Annotated in this window: 5 protein-coding genes and 7 pseudogenes; 2 read left to right on the top strand and 10 right to left on the bottom strand. The window is 61.0% G+C overall.

Annotation, left to right across the window (positions count from 1 at the left end; all coding sequences use genetic code 11):
* Nucleotides 1-56: 56 nt before the first annotated feature.
* From ACR652_RS11705 to ACR652_RS11685, 5 genes and pseudogenes are all read right to left on the bottom strand, one after another.
* Entirely contained in the window at nt 57-710 is a 654-nt protein-coding gene (locus ACR652_RS11705) for a TonB-dependent receptor domain-containing protein (RefSeq protein ID WP_434506670.1), read from the bottom strand.
* A gap of 1049 nt (nt 711-1759) precedes the next feature.
* A pseudogene (locus tag ACR652_RS11700) lies at nt 1760-1972 on the bottom strand (TonB-dependent receptor plug domain-containing protein); the annotation flags it as partial.
* A 314-nt stretch (nt 1973-2286) separates the two neighbouring features.
* Nucleotides 2287-3420, bottom strand: a pseudogene (locus ACR652_RS11695) (di-heme oxidoredictase family protein).
* Between the two features lie 482 nt (nt 3421-3902).
* Nucleotides 3903-7499: pseudogene (locus ACR652_RS11690) on the bottom strand (NirA family protein); the annotation flags it as partial.
* Nucleotides 7500-7664: 165 nt separating this feature from the next.
* Nucleotides 7665-10179, bottom strand: a pseudogene (locus ACR652_RS11685) (molybdopterin oxidoreductase family protein); the annotation flags it as partial.
* Between the two features lie 252 nt (nt 10180-10431).
* On the opposite strand from ACR652_RS11685, the pseudogene ACR652_RS11680 reads away from it, so the two are divergent.
* Nucleotides 10432-10876: pseudogene (locus ACR652_RS11680) on the top strand (ATP-binding protein); the annotation flags it as partial.
* A 1287-nt stretch (nt 10877-12163) separates the two neighbouring features.
* On the opposite strand, the gene ACR652_RS11675 reads toward ACR652_RS11680, so the two are convergent.
* Nucleotides 12164-12589, bottom strand: coding sequence for a hypothetical protein (locus tag ACR652_RS11675; protein WP_434506669.1), 426 nt, complete (start codon nt 12587-12589; stop codon nt 12164-12166).
* Nucleotides 12590-13013: 424 nt separating this feature from the next.
* Here ACR652_RS11675 and ACR652_RS11670 point away from each other — a divergent pair.
* A pseudogene (locus ACR652_RS11670) lies at nt 13014-13227 on the top strand (IS6 family transposase); the annotation flags it as partial.
* Here the strand turns inward: ACR652_RS11670 and ACR652_RS11665 are convergent.
* From ACR652_RS11665 to ACR652_RS11650, 4 genes and pseudogenes are all read right to left on the bottom strand, one after another.
* The gene (locus ACR652_RS11665) at nt 13170-13436 is read right to left on the bottom strand and encodes a hypothetical protein (protein WP_434506668.1); all 267 of its coding nucleotides are present in this window, start codon (nt 13434-13436) and stop codon (nt 13170-13172) included. The pseudogene ACR652_RS11670 and the gene ACR652_RS11665 overlap by 58 nt on opposite strands.
* A complete protein-coding gene (locus ACR652_RS11660) occupies nt 13433-15058 on the bottom strand; it encodes a GMC family oxidoreductase (RefSeq protein ID WP_434506667.1) in 1626 nt (541 codons plus the stop codon). Before ACR652_RS11660 ends, ACR652_RS11665 begins: the two co-directional genes overlap by 4 nt.
* A 10-nt stretch (nt 15059-15068) precedes the next feature.
* Nucleotides 15069-15500 (bottom strand): sugar dehydrogenase complex small subunit, encoded by a 432-nt coding sequence (locus tag ACR652_RS11655; RefSeq protein ID WP_434506666.1) that lies wholly within the window; start codon nt 15498-15500, stop codon nt 15069-15071.
* Nucleotides 15501-15584: 84 nt separating this feature from the next.
* A pseudogene (locus tag ACR652_RS11650) lies at nt 15585-15714 on the bottom strand (IS5/IS1182 family transposase); the annotation flags it as partial.

Genomic DNA, 15714 nt, shown 5'->3' with positions numbered 1-15714 from the left:
GCTCACATGATTCGTCGGCGACTTCACGGATGCGAAGCCGCCCTTTTCCGGTCCCACTAGAAAGTCGCCTTGAGCGCTAGATACATACTACGGCCGGGCTCAGGAAAGCCATTTGTCAGCGTGTAAAGCTGGTCGAAAAGGTTGCGCACGCCTGCGCTCAACTTGATGTTTTCACTCGCCTGCCAATCGGCGTTGAAGTTGGTCAGGAAATAGGTCCCGGTACGGTAATACAGACTGCCGTCCGGCGTGGACGTCCAGCGATTGCTGGCCATTTCAATGTTGGGGGTGAGGGCGACTGTCGGGATGGGGCGATAGCCCGCGTAGAGGAAGAGCTTGATGTCGGGCACGCCGATCGGCTGAAAGTTGGGGATGTAGGGCGCATAAACGCGGCGACGCATGACCGTCAGATTTCCGCCGAGCGAGAAATCGTCGCGCGGCTGATAATCCGCTGAAACTTCAGCCCCCGCGAAGCGACCGCTCCCGATATTCTGTGACTGCGTGACATTGGGGCCGTAGGCGGGGACTGGCACGTTTTGGATCAGATTGTTGACGAAGCTGTAAAAGAGATCGACCGACACGCGGGCGTTTGGCGCGAACTGGCTCGACCAACCCAGATCGTAGTTGAGCGCCCGCTCTGGTTGCAAGGCGGGGTTGGAGGTCGCGCCGCCGAAGCGCGTGCTGAAACGCTCGAACAGCGTTGGGAAACGCACGCGGTCGGAGACGTTGAAATACAAGCGATCCTTGTCACCGCCATTGTAGCGCGCCAAATGACGGCGCCCTGGTAGTTCGGGGCGCTCATGTCCTGCGGCGTGTAGTTGACGACGCCTTGCGGCAGGGCGAAACCCTGTGCCTGTCGTAAGTGCCGCCAATCGTAGCTGAAGCCCCCGACGACATCGACGTCGCTTCTCGGATGTAGCGTGTTTTCGACCGCCGCAGAATAAGTATCTTCCATGCTGGCGATGACGGGCTGATAAGAGCAGGGAACCCAGGCGATGCAGCCGCGCCGTGTATTGAGGGCGTTGATCCCGTAATTGTCCTGCCACTCCGTATGGGTATCCAGCCGATAGAAAAACAGGCCTTTCAGCGTGTCCATGTTCCCAATCTCAGTCCCCGCCTCGACCTCGGCGCCGAGCGCGTAGTCCGAGTAACGGCTGTTGAAAGACTTGGGGAGGGATTGGATCGAATAGGTCGGGTCGTGGTAGGACACGAGTGAGTTTTCGAATTTGCTCCAATAGCCGCGCGTTTTGACATAGGAGACGTCGCCCAACTGCGTATTCGACAGGAAGTAGAGGTTCTGCACGCGCCAGTATGGCCATTTCCAATCGCGCTGGGTCGCGATCGGCTCGGTGATATGCAGCGGCGCCCCTTTGGAACCGTCCTGGCGGCTGAACGTCAGCGAATATTCGTCCGTCGCATTGGGCGTGACGCCGGCCTTGGCGCTGACGCTGTAGTCCTGTGAGTAGGATTGGCTGCGGAAGCCCCAGCCCTGGTTGGGCGTCGCGGTAAAACTCTCGGGAAGCATCCAGCCGTCGAACTTCTGCCAGGCGCCGCTGAGCTGCGCGTAATAGAAATCCTTCTTGGTCCCTGCGATGCCATAGGTTCTGACTCCCTGATAGGAGCCGTCGCGGCCGAGCTCCAATCGGCTGCGGAACTCGCTTTCAATTTCTCGCGTCGGCTTGCGGGACACGAGATTGATCTGACCGCCCATGCCGCCGGGGCCATCGAGAACCGAGACATAGCCCTTGGCGATTTGCACTTCGGCGATATCGGGCGTCATGAAGCGGGCGAAATCGAGCCGGTTGTCGACCGGCAGATAGACGCGCACGCCGTCGACGGTGAGCGGCGCCTGCCAGCGGTCGAAGCCACGCACATAAATGTTTTGCTCGTTGCGCGGCCCCCCGGTCGTATTGGCGTTGACGCCCGGCGCGACGTTGGCGGCGCTGTCCAGAGTCAGGCGCGCAAAAGTCTCCATCTGCCGGTTCGTCACCGTGTAACCGCCAAAGGCGTCGGTGTGCTGTTTGGGCGTCGGACCGTTGTCCGTAATGGATGCGGGCGGAGAGGAAGCTGCGGCCGTGGCCCCTTGTGCGCCGGAGCCCGGCTGCGCGACCTTTGTCGGCGAAGCCAGGCGGCGCTCGCCGACCTTGATCTGGCCGAGTTCGAAAGCCTTTGGCGCGCGCACTTCGATTGGCGGCAACTGCATCTGCGCCACAGCCGGAAGGCAAAGCGCCATCGTTACGGCGCTGGAGAGCGCCGTTGAAGCAAGAAGTCTCATGTGGTCCTCAGCCGCTACAGTGAATTGAGAAAGGCGAGCAGGGCGTCGCGCTCCTGTTTGGATAATTTGCGGAAAGCCTCTGCCGATGCCCGCGCTTCGCCGCCGTGCCACAGGATCGCTTCGGTGAGCGTGCGAGCGCGGGCGTCGTGCAGATAGTTCGCGCCGTCGCCGCCTTTGCCAGAAAGGCCCAATCCCCAGAGCGGCGGCGTGCGCCAGTCGCGCGGACCCGCGTCAAAATCGGGGCGGCCGTCAGCGAGCCCCTCGCCCATGTCATGGAGGAGGAGATCGGTATAGGGGTGAATGTCCGCGCCGTTCAGCCACGGGGCCTCGGGGAAATCGCCGACCTTCAACGTGTTCCGATGGCATACTGCTCATCCCAGCGCGTGAAATAGGACTTCGCCAGCGAGGACGCTCGGATCACCGGCGCCGCGCCGCGACGGGACGGCAAGGAGAATGATATAGGTCGTCACCGCGCTAAGTTGATCGTCCGACAGATCGGGTTTCTTCGAACCTGCGCTCAGACAGTCTGCCTGGCCGGGCGTGCAGCTCTCCTGCGGAAAAAGCGAGGAGGTCACGCCGATATCCTCGGCGAAGGCGTTGCCGATTTGCTGCTTCAGGCTCGGTTGATTGGCCTTCAGGCCGAACCGTCCGAGCCTGCGCGCATTGGCTTCGCGGTCGTAGACATAATTTGGCTTACCCTTGCCAGCGAGAATTTCGGGTTCGGGTACGGCCTCCAACAGACCAAGGCCGAAAACCGGCGGGGCGTTTCTCAGCGACGTTCGGGCATTATCTCCGAGGTCGCCATACGCAAGATGGCGAAAGGCGAGTTTGGGCCGGTGGAGCGTTACGCGCTCTCCATCGGCGAGAACGACCGCCATGTCGTCATAGGCGGTGACGGCTTGACCTTCGCCAGCAACGCCCGGGACGCCTTCGGGATTGAGCTGAGCGCCGTAAGTGGGATGTGCGCGCGGTCCGCCATGCGCGTCCGAGCCTTCGACGCTCAGCCTCGCCACCATGTCTCGCGCCACGCCGTTCTCGGGATCGGTTGCGGCGCCGCGTCCGCTTTTCACATGGCAGGCGATACAGGAAAGCCGATTGTAGAGCGGTCCCAGCCCAATGAGATCCGGATGCTCTTCAGACGGGCCAATGAGCCAAGCCCTTCAGCTCGGGTGAACAACCTCCTCAGAGACCACAGCTAGTCGGCGATTTCGCGCCAAAATGCTTAGGTGAAATTGTTGTCCGGATCAGGTCCAATTCGGCGCTGAGTTATGAATTCGCGACACGATCATGAACCTCTGTGTTGCGGGCCGGGCGTCACTGCGGAAACGCCCGCGCCGCGCATCTCAGGACAGCTGGAGGAGGCGTGACGCCCTTCGTGCGGAGCCAGTCTGTCAATCGGCGTTGGGTTTGACCCCTTGTCAGCGTTCAAAATTTACTCTGGCGCAAACTTGATGCAGTGGTTTGTCAGTCGGTCCGCCTCGGTCGCAATTCCTCAGGCTAGTCGTTGGTATCCGTCCCGCTACCAAGGACTGGTGATGGGTATCGTTGGTTCCGGCAACATGGGCGTGGCGCTGATCTCCCTCTACGGACCATGGGTGTCGGAAAAGACTGAGTGTGGGCGAGGGATATGTTAAAAACCGGCGAGAACTTTCAGCCGATCGATCTCGTGCCGGCGCGAGAATGCTGAAAACGTCTCGGATGGCGCGGCTCGATGGGTGAGCCATGCCGAAACAAGGTTTTCCACGAGTGGCGCCACACCGGCAACCGGCACTCTCAGAGCATACTGCCGCGCAATTTGCCGCTGCGCCCCTGATCCACCTCCGACATAGAGGTCATAGCATTCCCCCGGCAAACCGGCCGCGTCGATTCTGGAGCCGATCAGACCGATATCGCCGATGTAATGCTGCGCGCAGGAATTTCGACAACCAGTGACGTGGATATTGATCGGCAGTTCTGTCTCAAACCGTTCTTCGAGGCGCCGCGCAAGGGCTAATGCATGCGCCTTGGTGTCGGTCGCCGCGAATTTGCATCCCTTGTTGCCGGTACACGCAACGAGGCCGCGGCGGAAGGCGCTCGCGTCAATATCCAGTCCGAGGTCTTCGATGGCGGCGATGCACGCGCTCAGTCTGTCGGTTGGAACGTCCGAAATCAGCAAATTCTGCCAGACGGTCAGCCGAAGCGTACCGCTGCCATAATGCTTGCAGACATCGGCAAGTCCGCGCATCTGCTTCCCTGTGAGGCGCCCGACAGGCAAATGGACGCCGAGATAATTCAGCTTGGGCTGCTTTTGCGGATGAACGCCGATATGGCCCTGGGGATCGGATGGCTGATCCAGCGCTATTTCCGCGCCGGTAGGACGGCGTAACGCGCGCCCCCACTCCGACTGGACCTCGTCGAGAAAGGCTTCGAGCCCGACCTCATCCAGGACATGCTTCAAGCGCGCCTTTTGCCGGTTGCTTCGGTCGCCGCGCCGGATAAATGCACGCAGGATCGCGCCGGCGAGGGAGACGCATTCCGATGGATCCACCAGGACGCCAGTTTCCGCAGCGAAGGCCCCATGACCGGTGGCGCCCCCAAGTTGCAGGCGAAAATATACGCCTGGTTCTAAACCAGGCGCGTCCAGGACCCGTGTCGCAGCAAAGCCGATATCGTTTGTATCCTCCAGAACAGCGACCCGCCCCCCGCCGTTGAAGGCGATGTTGAACTTGCGCGGAAGGCCATACAGCTCCCGGTGATTGAGGATGTAGTGATGCATGGCGAGAGCGAACGGCCGGGTGTCAATCAACTCTTGCCGATCTATGCCGGCGGTTGGGCTGCCCGTGATGTTGCGAACATTGTCGGCGCCCGAGCCGCGCGAGGTCAGGCCAAGATTCTGAATGGCGAATAGCAGATCAACAGCTGCAGAGGCTCCGATTTCCCTGAGTTGCAGATTTGCGCGGGTTGTCACATCTGCATAGCCGCCCGCGAAGGAATCGGCCGCATCGGCTAATCCACGCATCTGCCAGCCATGGAGAATACCCCCCGGAATCCGCAGGCGGCACATATAGGCGTCCTGCGCCGGGGCGACATAAAACAGCCCGTGATACTTGGTGAGGAAAACATCGATCCCGGCGGGAAAAGCGCTCGCTGCCGACCGCGCCACGATCTCATCCCAGCGATCGAGTGGATGGCGGTCACGTTTCGCCCGCTCTTCGCTGGTCAGTTCTTTTCCAGCCGCAAGTGCGCTGTCTTGCGCAAGAATTTGGAGCGCGTCTGGACCGACTGGCGTAACGGCGTTTGCTTGGGTGGCCAGCTTTTTGACCGGCGCCCCAGCGTGGGCGAACCGCTCTTCAAAAATGCGGTCCGGCGGGACGCCTTGGGCCCGAAGCGCGTTCACCACCTGGTCCAGGTAGGGCTCGGGACCACAAATGAAGAAATCGGCGGCGGGGAATTCGCGGGCAACGTCGACAATATCTGCATCACAAAGGCGTGCGCCGCTGGAGGTGAAGCGAAACTGAACGCTCACACCCTCATTGCCCGCAGCGGCGGCCTCGAACTCGCCAATGAAGGCCATTGAAGCCGAAATCTTGCCAGAATAGTCGATATGGAGCGGGCCGACCTTCTTATGCGAACCACGCCCTCGCAGAATCGCCACGGCGGGCGTCACGCCGATGCCGGCGACGAAACAGACCGTGGGGCGGGAACTGGGCTCCCAGACGCTCTCGCCGCGCGGCGGAGAGATGCGGAGCTCTTTTTCGCCAAGCGCGCCGTCGAAGAGCCAACGTGAGAAGAGCCCTTTGGGCTCGCGCTTCACCGCGATCTCGAGCGGCCGCCCCGGCGCGGAGGTGATTGTGTAGCTCCTGTCGACCCAGTGATCGCCGATGCGACCGGAGAGCACGACGAACTGACCGGTTTTCCATTGAACGGGCGCGACGCAGGTCGGTCTCAGCACGAAGCTGCGGATGCCATCGACGAGTTCCTGAGCTTCGCCGACGGCCGGGATCCATTCCGAGCGGCCAAGCATAGACTGGATTTGGGGTTCGCAGCCGCCGCAAAGAGATCCGCAGCCTGTCTTCTCCCTCAGGCTCTCGAAACTGCTGCAGCCGGAGTCGATAAGGGATCCGATCTTGTCGACACTGATCTGAAGACAAAAACAGGCCTGCTCGCTGGTTTCTTCTTGTGACGGCGGAGTCGTGATGTCCAATCGACCCGTTCGCTCGAAGGCGCGCAAGGCTTCAGCCTGGAAATGGACGCCGTCGATCGCCGCCTCGAGAATTTGCGGCATTTCCGGCCATTCTCCAACGGCGGCGAAGCCGATGATGTCGCCACGCCGTGAGAGGCGGATGCTGCGGTGCAGAGCATCATCGCCGCCGCCCGGCTCGATCCAGCTTAACTGCTGACCTTCCTCCACTGGCTCACTCGAACCAAGACTCTCGAGCCGAAAGGCCTGTAGTGACGGCATCCATGACGAGAGAAAGCGTCGTCCGTTTTCGAGGCGATAAACGCGCTCGATGACCGCAGCGCCCGCTTTCTCGCCGACATATTGCAGCGCCATCCCGCGTTGCGGCAGGTGATAGACAAATTGTAGCCCTGATACAATGTCCCGCAACTCGGACGAGGACTCGTGCAGCCGGATAAAACTCTCCTGAGAAATCCGGATTGCTTCCAGACTCGTGACAGCCCTGATACTTGCTTGTCGCGGAGAATGGTCGAGGCAGGCGCGCTCGCCAAAGCACTGACCGGACCCAAGCCGCGCCAGGGGAAGATCGGGAGAAGCCTCGTGATAGACGGAGGCTTCTCCACTGAGGATTAGCCAGGCCGCGTCGGCGGCGTCTCCCTCACGGAAGATCACCGCGCCGGCTTCAAACGCGACCGTAGACTGCGGATCGGCGGCGTCGAGAGAAGCAAGGAGACGGAAAATCTCGGAACGCTTGCGCAGGTTCTCGACCTCGCGCGCGTCTCGCCTCTCCTTGAAGCGTCTTGCAAGGTCCGGTTCCCGGGCAAGAGCGCTGAGGAAAGCAGATCCCTCGATGCGCAGGAGCGTGGTCTCTTCAGCGGCGCGGGCCGAAGCGCCCCGTCGTACATTCCCCCTCTGCAGGAGATAATGTTCTCCAGCCAGCTCTCCCGCGGTCAGCGCCGCTAAGACAAGCTCCTCGCCGGAAGGCGCGGCTGTGTAGATCTGTAGCGCGCCCTCTACGACAAGATAAACGGCGTCGCCCGGGTCGCCTTCAGAGAAGAGAATGTTTCCCGGGTCTAGGGTAAATTGAGAGGCGCCGCCAATGAGCTCTTCGAGAAGTGCGGCGGGCGCCTGGGCAAGGAGACCCGCACGCCTAAGGATTTTGATATAATCTGCAGAGTCCCATGTCTTTGACGACAGCATCTGCTTGACTTCTCGGACAGGCAGGGGCTCAGAAGTGCGAGCATTCACGCCTGACGCGCCGCCTGTGACAAGCTCCTGGCGTTGAACCTCGTTAAGGCTCTCGAGCCGGAACAGTTCGAGCGCCTGGTCCCAGCTTTCCATTGCGGGGCTCAAGGACAATAGCAACTCCGCCTTTGCGCCCTTGAAGGCCGCCACGCGCAACAGCCTCGTCGACTGGTCAAAGAAGCCAACCGTTTCAGCGCCTGGAGCAGCATTGCGCAAGAAGCCGCGCCAAGCCCCCTCATCATCGCAACCCGCGAGCCGATAGGCCACGGCGCCGGCAACGGCAACGCGCGCCCACCAGACGCCCGGCGGCAACGTCAAGGGCTCCCGGGCCAGCAGAAAGCCCTGCCGCTCAAAGGTTATGGGCGAAACCGCCGCAGGCGTGGCCTTGGCTTCCGGCTGGCCTGAAACGGGATCGACGATCGGTGCGACCAGCGCCCCGACGCGCGCCTGCGCCGATGTTTCATCGGTCCAATGGATCGGGACAAAAATAGAGCCGGGCGGCTGTCGATCCGTGACGCGGACCCGCAGGATGCAAGAGCCCAGCGCGGTCGCCACGCGCGCGAAACCATTGTCCGATAGACCCGCTTTTAAAGCGTCGGTACAACCGATCTCGACAAAAGGCTCCGGAGTTTCACGCGCAAGGCGCGGGCTTGCGCCGGTTCGGGTCATCGTGTGCCATTGATCGCGAATCCGGCCCGTATTCAGCCGCAGCGGGAATTCTTTCGAAACCTGGGTGGCGAGGGCGGGGATGGCGGGCGCGATGAATCTCGCTCGCCCGTCGGGCGTAAAGAAACCGCCCTGCGCGAAAAACCGCCTCTGCCCCTCTTTTTGTTGTGCCCGGATCGGCCAGAATGTCGGCTCGAGCCGCTCATAAGCTTCGTCGCTCAAGTCGGCGAGACCGCCCAGGTCGAAATCGCGTCCGCCATTGTTTTCGAAAGCGGATAAAGCCGCATGTTCCCGAAAAACGTCTGCGACCGATGCGAAATCGAAACCCACGAAGCCCATGCGCCGCGCAACCTCGGCGAAGATCGCCCAATCTGCGCGCGCTTCGCCGGGCGCCGGCAGGAAGGCTCTCTGCCGTGAAACCCGGCGCTCGGAGTTGGTTACCGTGCCGTTCTTCTCGCCCCATGCGAGCGCGGGGAGCAGGAGATGCGCGCCGCTACGAATCGTGTCGTTGGAGCGGACGTTGTCCGAGACGACTAGGAATTCGAGTTTACCGAGCGCTCTGCGGACAATGTCTGCGTCAGGCAGCGATGCGGCGGGATTCGTCCCCGCGATCCATAGCGCCTTGATCTCGCCGCGATCAATCGCCTCGAACATTTGCACCGCCTTCAGTCCCTCGCTCTGGGCCATGCGCGGCGCATTCCAGAAGCGCTGAACGCGGTCGATGCTCTCCGGGTCAAACCCCATATGCGCGGCGAGCGTGTTGGCGAGGCCGCCGACCTCGCGGCCGCCCATCGCGTTGGCCTGGCCAGTAAAGGAAAAAGGCGAAGAGCCGGGTTTGCCGATCCGGCCGGTCGCCAGATGGCAATTGAGGATTGCATTTACCCTGTCGACGCCCTGGGCCGACTGGTTGACGCCCTGCGAGAAAACCGTGACCACCCGTAAAGTCGCGGCAAACATGTCGAAAAAAGCCACGACAGCGCTTTCCGCCACGCCGGCCGCCACCGCTGCTGCAGTGGGCGTCGGCGCAATGCGCAGCGCGGTTTGCAGAGCGATCTCGAACCCGCTCGTGTGTCGGGCAATGTAATCCTCGTCGAGGGCGTCCTTGGCGGCGAGATAAGAGAGCAGACCGCTGAAGAGCGCCTGATCCCCGCCCGGCGCGATTTCGAGAAAGAGATCAGCGCTATCCGCCGTCACAGTCCGCCGCGTGTCGACGACAACGATCTGCGCGCCGGCTGCCTTGCGTTGCAGCATCCTTTGGAAGAGGATCGGATGGCACCAGGCGGCGTTGGAGCCAACGAGGACGATCAAGTCGGCAAGATCAAGGTCTTCATAGCAGGCGGGGACTGTATCGGCGCCAAAGGCCCGCCTGTGGCCGGCGACCGTGGAGGCCATGCAAAGACGTGAATTCGTGTCAACATTCGCCGAGCCGATAAATCCTTTCATGAGCTTGTTTGGCGACGTAGTAATCTTCGGTCAGCAGTTGCCCCGAGAGGTAGAAGGCAATTGAACTGGACCCGCGTGACCCGATAACTGATGTGAGACGCCCGGCCACCGTCTCCAACGCGGCATCCCAAGAAATGGGCGCGAGTGCTTCATCTTCCTGTCGCTGCAAAGGATGAAGCAGCCGCCCCTTGAGACCAAGCGTGTCTCCGAGCGACATGCCCTTCGCGCATAAACGGCCAAGGTTCGCTGGGTGGGCCGGGTCCCCAGCGACTTCCACCCGGCCCGACGGCTCGATAGACGCAATGACGCCGCAACCGACGCCGCAATACGGACAAGTAGTTTGAATCGCGGGTGGGCCGGCGAATAGGCCGGATTTGTCGAAGGCATCCCCCATCATGGGCCCACCTCGCCTGATATGCTGCTCGGTACTTCTACTTAACTCATTTTTTTAGGCATGTCCCACCTGAGGGCAAGACAGTCTATCGCCTGCCCACGCCCGCTGGACGCCGAGTCGGCATGTGCAGTCTCGCAATTCGATACAAAGGGGCAATCGCTGATCGCTTTTGTCGATGCGTCTCTCTTTGCGATTCCCACATCCACCCGTCGCCGACTGCGCCAGATACGATCAGCTCAGGAGCGTATGACCATGGAAAGAACCGAAGTGCTCGACATGGATGGGGGAACTCAAGCTCTATGGCATGCGGAGCGCCTATGATGAGAGATTGGCGACGGCGCTCAAACGCAAGCATGAGCCTCAGCGACTGGTCGGCGATTTGCTCAAGGCCAAAGCAGGCGCGCTCCATCAAATATTAGCTCGCCATCGCCAAATTGCCGCTCGCGAAGGATGTCGATCCTTGGCTATCAAGGGCATTCGAACGAGAATCGTTACCACGGTCGATCTGGTCAATCTTCTCGAAGCGGAATTTCGCTGAGGGCGTCAGGGGTGGCTCGCCGATTACCTCACGACTTGAGTCATTCTCGGCGAACTCAACTATCTGCCGTTCGCCAACGCCGGCGGCCAATTGTTGTTCCGTCTGAGCCGCCGGCTTTACAAGCGTACCTCGATCATCGTCACGACCAACCTCGCTTTCGACAAGTGGCCAAGCGTCTTCGACGATCGATCATCGACCTGTCAACGGACTCCTACCAACCAGATTCTGCATGGAGACCCAACGTTCCGTATTGGCAATTATTGCGCCGCCCGTCACTACATAATCAATTTCTTTCCCGTTTGGATTGATAAAAAATGTGTTAGTCCGCCCGTTTTCATAAACAACCTCAACCCTACAATTCGGGTTTACGGTATACCTGCCCCGCAGAGATTGCTCAGAGTTATCCGTATATTTAGCAATATAAACCTGGTGGCCCATCCCGTCGTAATACTCAAAGCCTGCATATGCCAAGGGCGTCTTTCCTGTCGAATCGAAGCCGCCGGCGGAAAAGACGTATGAACCATTTAAGGTACGTTGGGTGCATGCAGGATCTGCAAACGCGCTCGTACTAACTGTAAGCAATGCGACGCATGCAACCTTGGTAAGGAAATCTCGTACCATCTTGATGTTCCCCAGTGGTGATCAAACGCTTAAACAGGCCGCAATCAAGCCTGCCTCTCGGAACCAGTGCTGCACCTTAGCCTGCTCTCGAAGACTGAACAAGGCTAGGCTCAGGACTCACATAGAAGGCGATGGCGGCTGCGATGCAGATGGCCGAGAAGAAGGCGTGTGCGCATCTGTCGTAGCGGGTCGAGATACGTCGCCAGTCCTTGAGTTTGGCGAAGAGGTTCTCGATCTTGTGGCTTCCCGGCGCCGTCGCAGACGACGTGGAGCTTGGAGTTCAGCCCACCTTTGCGACAACGAAGCGTCGTGTCGCCCGACGCCACAGCGGAGAGGATCGCCCCCGTCGCCTTGGTCGCGTCCGCCACCGTCTCGATTTTCGGCGGCTCGAAGCTTACCGGCTGATCGCGACGCGCAGCAGCAGACGTCGTGAGCGCCTTAGCCTCCCAATCCAAGAGTGCTTCAACCGCTAATGTAGCCTTGTTCCTGACCCCCTTTGGCCGTCCCGGATTACCTGCCTCAAATGGTCAACCGCGCGTTGCCTCCGCGCTTTTTCGCGCCGGCTCGGCTGTCATGCTGATTCCCTTTTCAAAAGAGCGGCTCATGGCTACTCGGCTATTAGTCAGGTAACCATGAGCGTGTGCTATTCCGGAATAGTCATCTAGGCGACGCGCAGCACCAACCTGCCCACACTTAACAATTAAAACCGCAACGACTCTCGACCTTGATTGAGCCAGATGGGTCGCCCGTGGGAACGACTTTGCATCGCACCTGAAGCTGCACTTTCGATGGATCACAATCCGTCGGGTAAGAGGTTGTTAGAGCTCAATTGCCTCGAAAAAGTGTCTCGAACAACCCGCGAAGAGCCGGGCTTTCAATCTCAGCTGGAGCCGCTTGCTCCAACACCACATCCTGCTCGCCCAGAGTCTTCTTCCTCCTATTGGAAGCGACCTTCGCCTTCCTGGGCTTGGTGGACTTGAGGGAACCGGTCGGCCTTTCGTCGATTGCGGGCTTGGCCTGCTCAGCGGCAGGCGATTCCTGGCTCGCCTTTGACGATTCCCCTATCTCTGTCCTCTGATTATGTACTCGCATGTGTCGAAGATGCTCTTTCGGCGGCTCCTCGACTGTAACCGTGGTAGCTGGCGCAGGTTGCACATGGTTTTGTCCGGCGACGACTCTCTGGCTGACTGCGGTCGCGCAGGCGAAGCCTCCCATTCCACCGATCACAAATACGCCAAGGTATTTCCGCATTTCGCTCGCCCCAATCGAGCTGTGTGACTCGCCTTTCACAAAGCTGGGTCAATAGCTGGATTGTAAAATTCTATCTGATTTATTGCCAGTGATGAACTAATCGCCGATCGGATGGTAAATTAAGACTTAATAGGGTCGCGCTTCTTGCACCGACCCTGATGGCGCCCAGTCTATGTCGTTGGTCCATCGAGTGGCATGTGAAGCAGAACAGATGGCAAGCGAGATCACGATCACGAGCGCGAATGGTTCAGGCGGACACCGCTGGACAGCCTTAGAGATCGGCATAGATTAAATTGAACTTCCAGATGCCGGCTCTCGAGCTTCACGCCGGTATGGCGCTTCAACTTCCATGGTAAAAGAGGCAGCGGGACCCGATGCGTGTCAGCGCACCCGACGGAGGCGCTCTCAATGACCCCTGCGAGAGATCGACGAAATCGTCCAGGTCCGCAACGCCAAGGCCGCCCAGCGGTTGGGCGCCTCCTCCATAAGGAGGGGCGCCACCCTAAGCGCATGGTCTTTCACAAGCTCGGCTCCTATGCGCGCAGCGCATGGAAATCATGCCGGGCGTCGATAGTCGCTCTCACAACGGTTTGAACAACCGCGCCAAAAATTCCCATGTCCCATTACGAAAGAGAGAGAGTGATGCAGGGGGGTCGATCACCACGCCGGCGATCGCCGGCAATGCTGGCGCCAGCCGATGCGTGATGCCGGCGTGATGGAATTTGCCCTGCCAGTTGGACGCAGGCGCGAACAGGCCTGCGCCCTCCTCTGGTTTTCCATACGCATTTGCAGGGATTTGCTTGCTATCGCGCACAAAGCGACGCTGACGCCAGCGCGCTGTCTTCATGGCCGGGGCGCTTCCGCGAGCGCCGCGAGAACAGGGCCCGCGGCGCGGATGGCGAGCGCCGCGACCGTGAGCGTTGGATTGGCCGTTCCGCCGGTCGGAAACACCGCCGCGCCGATGAGAAACAAATTCCGATGGTCGTGCGCGCGCAGCTCCCTATCGACGACTGACCGGCGTGGGTCGTCGCCCATGCGCGCGGTGCCCATGATATGACCCGCGGCTTCCGCCTTGTCCTTGTGCCAAAACGATGTGACTCCAACTCTCTCAAACATTTCCTCATGCATGCGCTTCGCGCTGGCGAGCGCGCCCTGCGTATAGGTGTCGAGACGATAGGCGATCTCCATGCCGGGCAGGCCTGTCCGTTCCATCCGGCTCCAGTCGAGAGTCATCCGATTTTCCGCCAGGGGAAGCTGCTCGGTCAGTGCGGCGATGCGGATGTGCCGCGATGTCTGCTCCCTGAGCGCCCGATCCAGCGCCTTCCCGCTCAGGCCGCTCATCGCGAGATCCCGCGCGGTCGATTCCGGCGCGCCCGTGGGCCAGCTCCATCCCTCGTTTCCAATTTCGAACCTCAGAGCAGAGTCGGTGGCGCGCCTTGCCGAGCGGCGGAAGGTCTCAATGCCGGACGTCGCCCCCGGACCCCGATAGGGCCAGACGGGCTCATGCGCGAGGGCCCAGCTCAACTGGATCGGATGATCCATCAGATTGCAGCCGACAAGGCCGGATCGGTTCGCCACGCCTTCGGGCGAGCCGCTCGATCGCGACGCCAGCAGCAGACGCGGCGTTTCCATCGCATTGGCCGCCACAGCGACGACCCGCGACTCCACGCGCCCCTCGGACCCGTCGGGACGCCTGAACCGCACCGCCGCGACGCGCCCATCCTCATGACTCCCGATGAAATTGGCGCAGGCCTCGGTGAGCAGTCGCGCGCCCAGCGCCTCGGCGCGGGCAATATGAATGGTCGCATCGTATTTCGCCTGGATGGGACAAACAGGGATGCAACTCGCGCTGCCATGGCAGGACGGCCGGCCCGAGGACGCTTTGGAGAGCCGCGCCTGCGGCGTGGGGCGGAGCTCGAACCTCGACCCGCGCAATGCCTCTTCCCAGCGCCGGTCGAGAAAGCTCTGTGGCACAGAGGGCAGCGGATAGGCGGCGGAGCGAGGCGATCCCAAGTCCTGTGCGTCGTCGCCCGAGACTTCCAGTTCTGCCTCCGCCCGGCAATACCAAGGCTCGAGATCGTCATAGGAGAGCGGCCAGTCCGTCGCGAGGCCGAAAAGCGACTTCATGCGGAAGTCGTCGGGGATCAGGCGTACCGCCGTTCCCAGCCAATGCCAGGTTGTCCCGCCGACCTGTCGCAGATAGGTCGAATTGAAGGCGTCCGACCCCTTCTGCGCGTAGAAGCCATGAGGCGACTCGGTCTTCGGATGCGGCGTAAAGCTCGATTGCGGATAGGCCGACTCCGGCGTCTTCGGATAGGCGGTGTGAAACCTCCTAACCGCCTCCGCGCGATCCACCCGGGGCCCTGCCTCCATGATGACGACGCTCGCGCCTTTCCCTGCGAGTTCGCAGGCGAGAAGCGCCCCCGCGACGCCGGAACCGATGATCAGCACGTCGGCGCGAATGTCCATGGCAGATCCGTCATAGTGGCGCGAGGGCCCAGCGCCCCGCTTCAGTATCCGGGACGCCCCGGGGTCTGGCAAAGCCGATTGCCTCCCACAGGAGCGCCCCGGCATAGTCTACGCAAATCATGCCCCCGGAAGTCATCGTCTGACCCGAATACCAGTCCGCCACGATTCGGGAATCGAGCGAGGCTTGCCCTTCTCCCGCTAGCCACTTCTCCCCCTGCTCATGGGGCCGCGCGCGGTCGAGAATGCTTTGCAGATAACGTCGCGCAACGTCCGGCGGGAGGTTTCGGCGCGCGGTCAGTTTCTCGCTTAGCTGGAGAAACGTCGCCAAATCGAGGCCCGGCGCCGCCACGGGCCGCGACGGGGCCACAAGGAGCAGGACATTGGCGGCGGCGGCGGAAAGAAGCGCGCGCCGTGTGATCCTCCCGACGTGCAAAGAGTTCATACTCCACGCCTCGACCATCGCAACCCTCCAACGCCTGAAAGCGACATCCGCGGGCGGCTCCAGCGCAATCAATGCTAGAGGGTGTTATGCACCTTGGAGCATGAATTCTGCGGCGCGCTTGAGCATGAGACATGCGAAGGCGACGACGTGGAGGCCTGCGAGGGTCTGAGCATAGCGCTCGTAATCTTTGACGAGCCGCCTGCATCGTGTCGCC

This window comes from Methylocystis sp. (genome assembly GCF_051061225.1).
Classification (GTDB): Bacteria; Pseudomonadota; Alphaproteobacteria; order Rhizobiales; family Beijerinckiaceae; genus Methylocystis.
The sequence above is the reverse complement of the archived record's forward strand: the minus strand, read 5'-3'. Positions and strand labels throughout refer to the sequence as shown.

Excerpts from the sequence above, each read along its gene's own strand:
- ACR652_RS11655 (WP_434506666.1), bottom strand. The coding sequence starts at position 15,500 with ATGAACTCTTTGCACGTCGGGAGGATCACACGGCGCGCGCTTCTTTCC.
- ACR652_RS11675 (WP_434506669.1), bottom strand. The coding sequence starts at position 12,589 with ATGCGGAAATACCTTGGCGTATTTGTGATCGGTGGAATGGGAGGCTTC.
- ACR652_RS11660 (WP_434506667.1), bottom strand. The coding sequence starts at position 15,058 with ATGGACATTCGCGCCGACGTGCTGATCATCGGTTCCGGCGTCGCGGGG.
- ACR652_RS11665 (WP_434506668.1), bottom strand. The coding sequence starts at position 13,436 with ATGAAGACAGCGCGCTGGCGTCAGCGTCGCTTTGTGCGCGATAGCAAG.